7 protein-coding genes are annotated in these 8,031 nt (G+C 28.8%); all 7 read left to right on the top strand.

Going from position 1 to position 8,031, the window contains the following annotated elements:
* The first annotated feature begins 1,280 nt into the window (after positions 1 to 1,280).
* Positions 1,281 to 2,285 carry a S8 family serine peptidase gene (locus tag DWX43_RS24995; protein ID WP_117500932.1) on the top strand — a complete coding sequence of 335 codons (1,005 nt, stop codon included), beginning with the start codon at positions 1,281 to 1,283 and terminating at the stop codon, positions 2,283 to 2,285.
* Positions 2,286 to 2,297: 12 nt separating this feature from the next.
* Entirely contained in the window at positions 2,298 to 3,452 is a 1,155-nt protein-coding gene (locus DWX43_RS24990; protein WP_117500933.1) for a radical SAM protein, read from the top strand.
* Positions 3,433 to 4,731 carry a radical SAM protein gene (locus tag DWX43_RS24985; protein WP_117500934.1) on the top strand — a complete coding sequence of 433 codons (1,299 nt, stop codon included), beginning with the start codon at positions 3,433 to 3,435 and terminating at the stop codon, positions 4,729 to 4,731. Before DWX43_RS24990 ends, DWX43_RS24985 begins: the two co-directional genes overlap by 20 nt.
* On the top strand, positions 4,712 to 6,370 hold the full coding sequence (locus DWX43_RS24980; protein WP_117500935.1) for an ABC transporter ATP-binding protein: 1,659 nt from the start codon (positions 4,712 to 4,714) through the stop codon (positions 6,368 to 6,370). Before DWX43_RS24985 ends, DWX43_RS24980 begins: the two co-directional genes overlap by 20 nt.
* A gap of 2 nt (positions 6,371 to 6,372) precedes the next feature.
* Positions 6,373 to 7,536, top strand: a complete 1,164-nt coding sequence (locus DWX43_RS24975) for a radical SAM protein (protein ID WP_117500936.1) — start codon at positions 6,373 to 6,375, stop codon at positions 7,534 to 7,536.
* A gap of 138 nt (positions 7,537 to 7,674) precedes the next feature.
* Positions 7,675 to 7,830, top strand: coding sequence for a hypothetical protein (locus DWX43_RS27145; protein ID WP_158547687.1), 156 nt, complete (start codon positions 7,675 to 7,677; stop codon positions 7,828 to 7,830).
* A gap of 30 nt (positions 7,831 to 7,860) precedes the next feature.
* A complete protein-coding gene (locus DWX43_RS27140; protein WP_158547688.1) occupies positions 7,861 to 8,019 on the top strand; it encodes a hypothetical protein in 159 nt (52 codons plus the stop codon).
* Positions 8,020 to 8,031 lie beyond the last annotated feature (12 nt).

The following is an 8,031-nucleotide window of genomic DNA, read 5'->3' as shown; positions in this document are numbered from 1 at the left end:
AGGGTCAAAGCAAACCACCGGCTAAGCCGGTGGTCGTGATTTAGTCTGGTTTTTCTCATGCTTGTAATAATCTGTATATTTTTTCAGCACCCTTTAAAATTTATCAAATATCTGTAGTGTTTTGTTTTCCATAGCACATCTCATTCTTCATCATTTCAAAGAAGGTCTTTATGATACAGTTATTGTAGAGGTTCTCTTTCGTTGACATGGCCTGGATGATTCCATAATCTTTAAGAGTATTTCTAAAGTAAGCATGCTGATACTGAGCCTTGGCTCGAGCTATACCGAGTTCGCTATAATAAGTATTGTTCTGAAGAAAATATTGAACTAAGGGTGTAATATTGATGCTTGTTTCGTGGGGAAACTAAAAGAAGAGAAGAAAGATTATTCTTCTTAGGTTTCTCTTCCTTTAATCTCATTTTGTGCATTAGGTGTTGAATTCTCTTTTGATTTACTCTATAGACACGATTATAAATTTTCTATGTTTCCTTTGTATTCCGTATCGTTTTTTATAGCGATTAAAATATACCTTCGATTTTTTCTGATAATTCCTGAAGATTTACGGTATCAGAATTACTGGTTCATAGTAACAGATCAATCTTGTCATGTCTACTGCTTTTTGCAGATGATTTAATTTCCACCCTTTTCCCTAAGTTCTTTGACAAATGCTGCTTTTTCCCTTTGAGTTGCGCGGTCCATCTTTCTTTCTATTGAGATGCGTTTTTTTTATTCCTCAATTCTTAGTATTGACGTTTTCATTCTCGACTTTGAGTCATATTAGTTCTAGTGTGTTTTTAGGCATGCTGTTCTTTTTTGCTGTTGGATTCTAGAATTTTCAGTTAATAATTGAATACTAAGAGCAAAATTAAGAATGTGAGAAAAATAAGTAGAGCAAGTATGGTTCAAGATGGTAAGAAAGCATGGAGTCGGATGCCTAGGGGGAACACTTCTCGGAAATCTAGGATCCGACTATTTGATATGAGCATGAGATAATTTGATTTCAGGGGATGGGAAACAGTGCCTAGATCTTAAGAAATCGTGAAAGATGCAGGAAGGGCAATAAGGAAAATATATCATTCAATTAGGTATCAATGATTTATATATAGGCAAAAATGAACACGACGGTACACTTATTACTGAACTAACGTAAACAAAAATATTAAATGAAACGATTATTCATGTTATACGGCCTTTTATTCTATTATTAAGTATTAGCTTAAGATAGAGATATAATAATTTCAACGAAAAGAAATTTAATACTAAATTATAAGAGGAAAAAAATGATCAAAATAGGGATTATTGATACAGAAATTAGAACAGACCAAATAATATTTGATAAAACTCATTTTTGTAATGCAGATTATAAAACTTCTGTACTTCATGGAACGGAAGTTGCAAACGTATTGTTATCATTAAATCCTTACTTAGATATTACAGCAATACCGATTTTAGATTCCAATATTAAGGGAAATGCTATTGACTTAATAACTGCTATAGAAAAATGTATAGATCAAAAAGTTGATTTTATTAATTTAAGCTTAGGATATGCATCAAATAATGAAAGTATTATAAGTATGCTGCATGAGATATGTCTTGAAGCTAAACGTAATAATATTTTAATTGTCGCAGCTAAAGCCAACGAAAAGAATAAGATGGCTTATCCGGCAGAATTTTCAGAGATTATATCGGTTGATAATGATATAAGGCAAAAAGCATATTGCAGCGTTAATAAGAATGAAGTTATATTCAATTTTAATGTTTTGTATTTGTGGGAAAAGGAAATAAAAATAAGAGAAGGTAACAGTTATCTTGTCCCGTATTTAATAGGGATTCTCGCAAATTTGTATAAAGAAGGTGGAGATAAACAAGAACTTATTTCTAATCTGAAGGGAATATTGAAAGAGGAAAATATGAAAAAAATAGTAGTCGAGTCTATAAGCAATAGATTTGCTGTTACTATAAACAAACAGGTTTTATATGTGGTTTGTGGTTTGATGAGTGAAAATGATTATAACATTATTAATTATCTAAAAACCATTGCAAAATCAGTGGAAATTTGTACAGATGATAATGTGCAAACGGTATTATCAAAAGAAAAAATTATCTTTTGGGGATTAGGTGATTATGTAGAAAGTATTACAAATATAAATAAGGTTAGGCAAGTCATCAAGCAATGCTATTTATGTGGGAATGATATTATTACTGTTTTACCTTATTTTAATATTTGGGAGAGGTATCAGATTACAAAGGATCACAGTAACAGATTGGTGAGTATTTACAATTAAGGAGTAGAGGTCATGGAATGTACTTTATTGTTGGCAGAAGGATGTAATTTAGAATGTAAATATTGTTACGAAGGCGAAAAAAAATGTTCATCTATAATGAATGAAAAAACGGTAGAAGATACAATTAATTTTATCTGTAATTTGGCACATGAGGATGAAGAGATAGATTTAATGCTTCTAGGGGGAGAACCATTACTTAACAAGAAAGCATTTTATAAAATCACAAATCTTGTATCAGAAAAATATCCAAAGAAAAAATTTAATATTGAAATGACTACAAATGCTACTTTATTAGATAAGAGTGTGTTAGATACTATATTTACTACAGGAATAGAATTATCTATTAGCATTGATGGGGATCGAAGAACAAATGATCTTAACCGAAAAAGTAAATCTGGAAAAGATTATTATAAATATATTATTAGCCAGATTAAGTATTTGATAAGAAATAATAAGAAATTTAATGTAAGAATGACAGTTACTGATAATAACGTTAAATATTTAATGGATAATATACGATTTTTTTCAAAAATGGGAGTGAAACGTATTTATATAGGATTAGACGAATTTACATCTTGGTCCGAAAATAGTATGCAATTACTAGATTCAGAAATGACAAAACTAGATCAGTTTTATCTAGAAAACATCGTTGAAGACCCTAATAAAGTGATTAATCTTTATGATTTTAAGATATCGACTTTTATTGCAAAAAGAGAAGTTTGCTTTTGCTCTGCTGGAACTGAAAACCATTTTGTAGTTGACTGTAAAGGGAATATTTATCCCTGCAATTATGTGGCGGGAGATCCAGAATGGGAAATTGGAAATATTTATTCTGGAATTAGTCACGAAAAATTTATTTCGCTCATAAGAAAGCATTTAAAAGAAACTTGTAGTATTTGTGACTGCAAAATAGATTTTTCCTGTAGCGGAAAAAGATGTGGATTTAAAAATTATAGCTTAACTGGTTATTTGAATCAAGTAAGTAAAGCAACCTGCAGATTAGAACAAATACTATATCGACATAATTGTATAGTATTTACTAGTATGTTTCGTAATAAAATATTTCGTTTTATGAAAGTGTATGATTTTGCAAAAACTCACAAAATTGAAGTTAGCGATTTTATTAAAAAGTTAGAAGAAGGTGAAGATGATGAGACAAATTTTTAGATATATTTCAAATGGAAAAGTAATTCTACTAAATTCAGATAATATGAATTGGGTTAGGATGCCTTTAGAAGTGTATGAAGGAGAAAGTAAAGATAAGGATAAATTTTATAGAAAACTTATCGAAACATTTGATTTTAATAGTAAATCTGTAAGCCAGGATATAGGAACATTACATATTATTACAACAAAAAAATGTAATTTAAATTGTGATTTTTGTGCTGCAAATTCTGGACCAGATGTTACTACAGAAGACGAGCTGTCAGTTGAGAAAATCATAAACGATACACAAAAGTTTATTGATAAGTTAAAACCATCTTTAAAAAAGGTAGTTATTAGTGGAGGCGAACCATTAGTAAAGAAGAATATAGAAAAATTAGTAGAAAAGATGGCTGAGTCAATAGGAAAAGAAAATATTGTATTCCAAACCAATGGACTTCTTTTATCAAAAAAACTTATAGACTGTTTAGTAGAAAGGGTCGGTGTTATAGAAATCAGCATTGAGAATTTGTTTTGTAATGAACGCCAATATAAAAAAATGGTTCCTTTATTTGAACAGTTAAAAACAAAAAAAGTTAAACTTTCTTTTTCGTATGTATTAACGCCTTATAATATGAAATATCTTGAAGAAGCATTAAATATGGCGGCACAATATAATGCATTTTTCCAACTTAGAATTGTTGCTCCTGTGGGGAGAGGGAAAAATTTTTCAATTAAAGTATTGGATCAAATTAAGTTGTATCAGCGTGCAGTACAATTTGTACTTGATAAAAAATATGAGGATAAGAATTTTATTAATGCACTCACCTTTAACTTAAGTCCCAAAAAACATTGTGGGGCTGTTGATGATTTGCTGACAATAGCACCGGACGGAAATGTTTATATGTGTCCTAATTTAACAAGCGAAAAGTTTGTTTTGGGAAATATTAAAGAAGATGTGAATATTGTTTTAGAGCGATATGAAGAAAAGAAAAAAAATGCTGGAATAAAAAGTTTGTTTTATGTAAATCAAATCCCAAAATGCAAGATTTGCCCTTATAAATATTTTTGTTGTGGAGAGTGTGCAGCTAATTGTGTTAATGATAAAGGCGAAAGAGTAGAGAGTATTGACTGTAGTTTACAAAAAGTACTTATTTACTATGAAATGTTCGTTAAAAAGGATAACTATAAAAATAACTTTTTTGAACTAAACGAATATTTAAAATATGTAGTTAATAATTTCGAGCAGATTTGTGAATCTGATTATTTTAGTGAGGATATTGATGTTAAATGTAGAATATAAGAACGTAATTAAAAAATATGTTCTAAAAGAAAAAAAATTATTGTCTTTTATCTTTATTGTTAGTATTGTTTCTAGCGTACTTGCTTTAATGACGCCTAGGATTACACAAGAAATTATTGATAAATCATTACCTAATAAGGAAAAAGAACTATTTATTATTCATATTACAATTTTGTTTTTGGCATATATATTTACTATTATATGCTCTGTTTTAGGCAATTATTTATCAAATAAAATTACTGAGAATATTAAGATGAGTTTACGGATAGATATGTTGAAAAGCATTACAAAAGCTAAATATGAAACAATAAAGCATGAAGGGTTAGGAAATGTACTTTCAAAGTATGAAAATGAAATTGAAATTATTGCATCTAATACAGGAGAGGCTTTAGTGCAACTAGTTTCAAACATTCTTTCCTTGTTATTAACTTGTTTAGCAATATACTTGATTAGTTGGAAAGTGTTTATTTTTACGGGAATCGTAATCTTTTTGTATTTGATAAATAATCATTTTTGGGGAGAAAAAGTTAACATACTTTCAGAAAAATATATGAAGACGAATGCAAAGACAATAGATTATTTTTCGGATATATACAATAATATTTTAAACGTAAAAATTTATAATCTATACAGAAAGATTAATAAAAAATTTAGAAATGTATATGCACAACAGTATAAAGCTGATATTAGTTTAGAACTGACATATAATTTGAATATATACATAGGAGCTTTACTTGTATATTTATTAATTGTAATTGTTTGGTTTGTTGGAGGAAATTTATATTTTTCAAATAATTTTAGTATTGGTTTAATTATTACATTAACAAGTTACCAGGCAATGCTCATAACACCAATTAATAATATTAGTAGTTTCTTCAATGGCTATAAAGAAACTTTAGTCGCAATAGATCGTTTTTACAGTGTGATTAATTTACCTAAGGAAGTGGAAAACTCAAAAAAGACACTGAAAAAAATAGATTCTATTAGGTGGAATAATGTCGAGTTTTATTATGAGAATTCTAAAAATCCTGTTTTAAAGACTGGAAATTTTAGCGTTTGTTGCGGAGATGTTATAGGTTTGATTGGTAACAGTGGAGGTGGAAAGTCAACTATTACTAAAATATTACTAAGGTTAGTGGATAAAAGTGGTGGTTATATAGAGGTAAATAATCAACAAATTGAAGATTTCTCTATAACAGATATAAGGAGGCATATAGCATATGTTCCTCAAGATTCACTATTTTTTAAAGAATCAATAAAAGAAAACTTATTTTTAAATCAGGAGAGAGATGAAGATGAGTTTCTCTATTTATGTAAAAAATTACAGATAGATACATATATAAATGAATTACCTGGTGGGTGGAATACAGAATTACAAACAAATGGTAATAACTTATCCGGAGGACAAAAAAAACGATTAGACATAATTAGGGCGATATTAACAGGAGCTGATGTAATTGTTTTTGATGAACCGACGGCATCGCTAGATAATAGCAGTAGAGAGGCATTTTATGAGTTAGTAAATTCTATGAAAAATAATAAAATTATTTTTATAATCTCTCATAATCCAGATGAAATGAAATATTTTAGTAAAATATTTTGGGTTACAGAGGGCACGATTAAAGAAAGGATATTTTAAAAATGATTACAATGACGTTAGAGATAAATAAGAAATGCAATTTAGCATGTGATTATTGTTATGTTGGTGATAAAACCAATAAGACAATGGATGATAGGATCGCATATCGAAGCGTGGAGTTTGCTATTGAACGGATAAAGTGTGAAAACCATAGGAATAGGATAATAAAAATTAATTTTCTTGGTGGAGAGCCTTTGCTTGATTTCGACAAAGTAAAAAATATAGTTTATTACTGTGAAGCTAATAGCAAAGAGAATCAAATTAAATTTTTATATACTATAACAACAAATGGGACGATTTTAGATTTATCAATTATAGAGTTTTTAATAAAATACAAATTTTCGTTAAAGGTCAGCTTGGATGGAAATGAGAACGTTAATGACTTATCACGAAAAATGGTAAATGGCGCAGGATCCTATAAATATGTCATAAAAAATTTAGACTATTTAAAGTATTTTGAGTTGAAAACAGGAAGAGCTGTTCAAGCATCAGCTGTAATTACAAAAAATAATTATACTCATCATTTGGAAACTATAAAACATTTTCACGAAGACTTAGGATTTTTGGATATTGATGCTGGCATTAATACAGATACCAAATGGAATAAAGAAGAACTTAATTGTTTGTTTAAAATATACAGAAAGGTTCTGGAGTATTATATAACTTGTTATCACCATAATAATTACTTTATGTGGCGCTATATAGAAAATGCCTTTGACAGTTATACAGATATCTCAAAAAGAGTATTTTCTTGTGGTGCTGGTATTATAAGCTTTTATATAAATGTAGAAGGTGAAATGTTTTTATGTCCAAGTTTGTTAGATCAGCAATATAGCTTAGGCAATGTATTTGATGGATTTTCTGAGTTTGGGACTTTACTTAGAGAGAAATTAAAAGATATTAAGTATATTGATAATTCCAAATGTTTATCATGTAAAGAGTATGAAAATTGTAAAAGTAAAGGTTGCTTTGCAGCAAGCTTACATGAGAATAATGATATTCATTGTCCGGATGATTTCTCATGTCTATATACTAAGATGGCAAACCAATTGGTGAGGGATAATTTGGAAGAACTTGAGGAAATTGAAAAGAATGCAAAGATTTTAGGACCAATGCCATATTATATAAACGGTGTAATTCATCCGATTAGAAATGTAGCATATTGAGGAATTTGGATTAAATTTTAGGAATTATTTCAACAATAATGTTGATTAATTTAGAAATAATTTAAAGGAGGCGATGCCCTTGGGCGGTTGAACTTTATTGTAAATCAATACAAATTTTAATGAAATGGAGAGAAAAAAATGAATAGTAGAAAAGGGGAAAAATTAGTCAGTAAAGAAACTATATTTGATGAAAAAATTGAAGGCTATAAAAAATGTGGAAGTACAGACAAAAAATTCGATTGCAAAAAAGACTGCCTAATATCTCATAATGCAGTATTGTCTTACATCAATTAGAACTTAAAAAAACAAATAAGGAGAATAAAAATGAAAGAGGTCAATAAGGTAACTGTAAAAAGTGAAAGAGTAAAGTGCTTTGATGAAAAAATTGAAGGCTACAAAAAATGCGGAAGTACAGATAAAAAATTTGATTGCAAAAAAGACTGCATAATATCTTATAATGCGGTACTGTCCTATATTAATTAGAGTCTTTAAAAT

It is taken from the genome of Clostridium sp. AF19-22AC, from assembly GCF_003479085.1.
Taxonomy (GTDB): Bacteria; Bacillota; Clostridia; order Lachnospirales; family Lachnospiraceae; genus Faecalicatena_A; species Faecalicatena_A orotica.
The sequence above is the reverse complement of the archived record's forward strand: the minus strand, read 5'-3'. Positions and strand labels throughout refer to the sequence as shown.

Bases quoted from the DNA above. Each gene is read 5' to 3' on its own strand.
- DWX43_RS24995 (WP_117500932.1), top strand. From the start codon at position 1,281: ATGATCAAAATAGGGATTATTGATACAGAAATTAGAACAGACCAAATA.
- DWX43_RS24990 (WP_117500933.1), top strand. From the start codon at position 2,298: ATGGAATGTACTTTATTGTTGGCAGAAGGATGTAATTTAGAATGTAAA.
- DWX43_RS24985 (WP_117500934.1), top strand. From the start codon at position 3,433: ATGATGAGACAAATTTTTAGATATATTTCAAATGGAAAAGTAATTCTA.
- DWX43_RS24980 (WP_117500935.1), top strand. From the start codon at position 4,712: ATGTTAAATGTAGAATATAAGAACGTAATTAAAAAATATGTTCTAAAA.
- DWX43_RS24975 (WP_117500936.1), top strand. From the start codon at position 6,373: ATGATTACAATGACGTTAGAGATAAATAAGAAATGCAATTTAGCATGT.
- DWX43_RS27145 (WP_158547687.1), top strand. From the start codon at position 7,675: ATGAATAGTAGAAAAGGGGAAAAATTAGTCAGTAAAGAAACTATATTT.
- DWX43_RS27140 (WP_158547688.1), top strand. From the start codon at position 7,861: ATGAAAGAGGTCAATAAGGTAACTGTAAAAAGTGAAAGAGTAAAGTGC.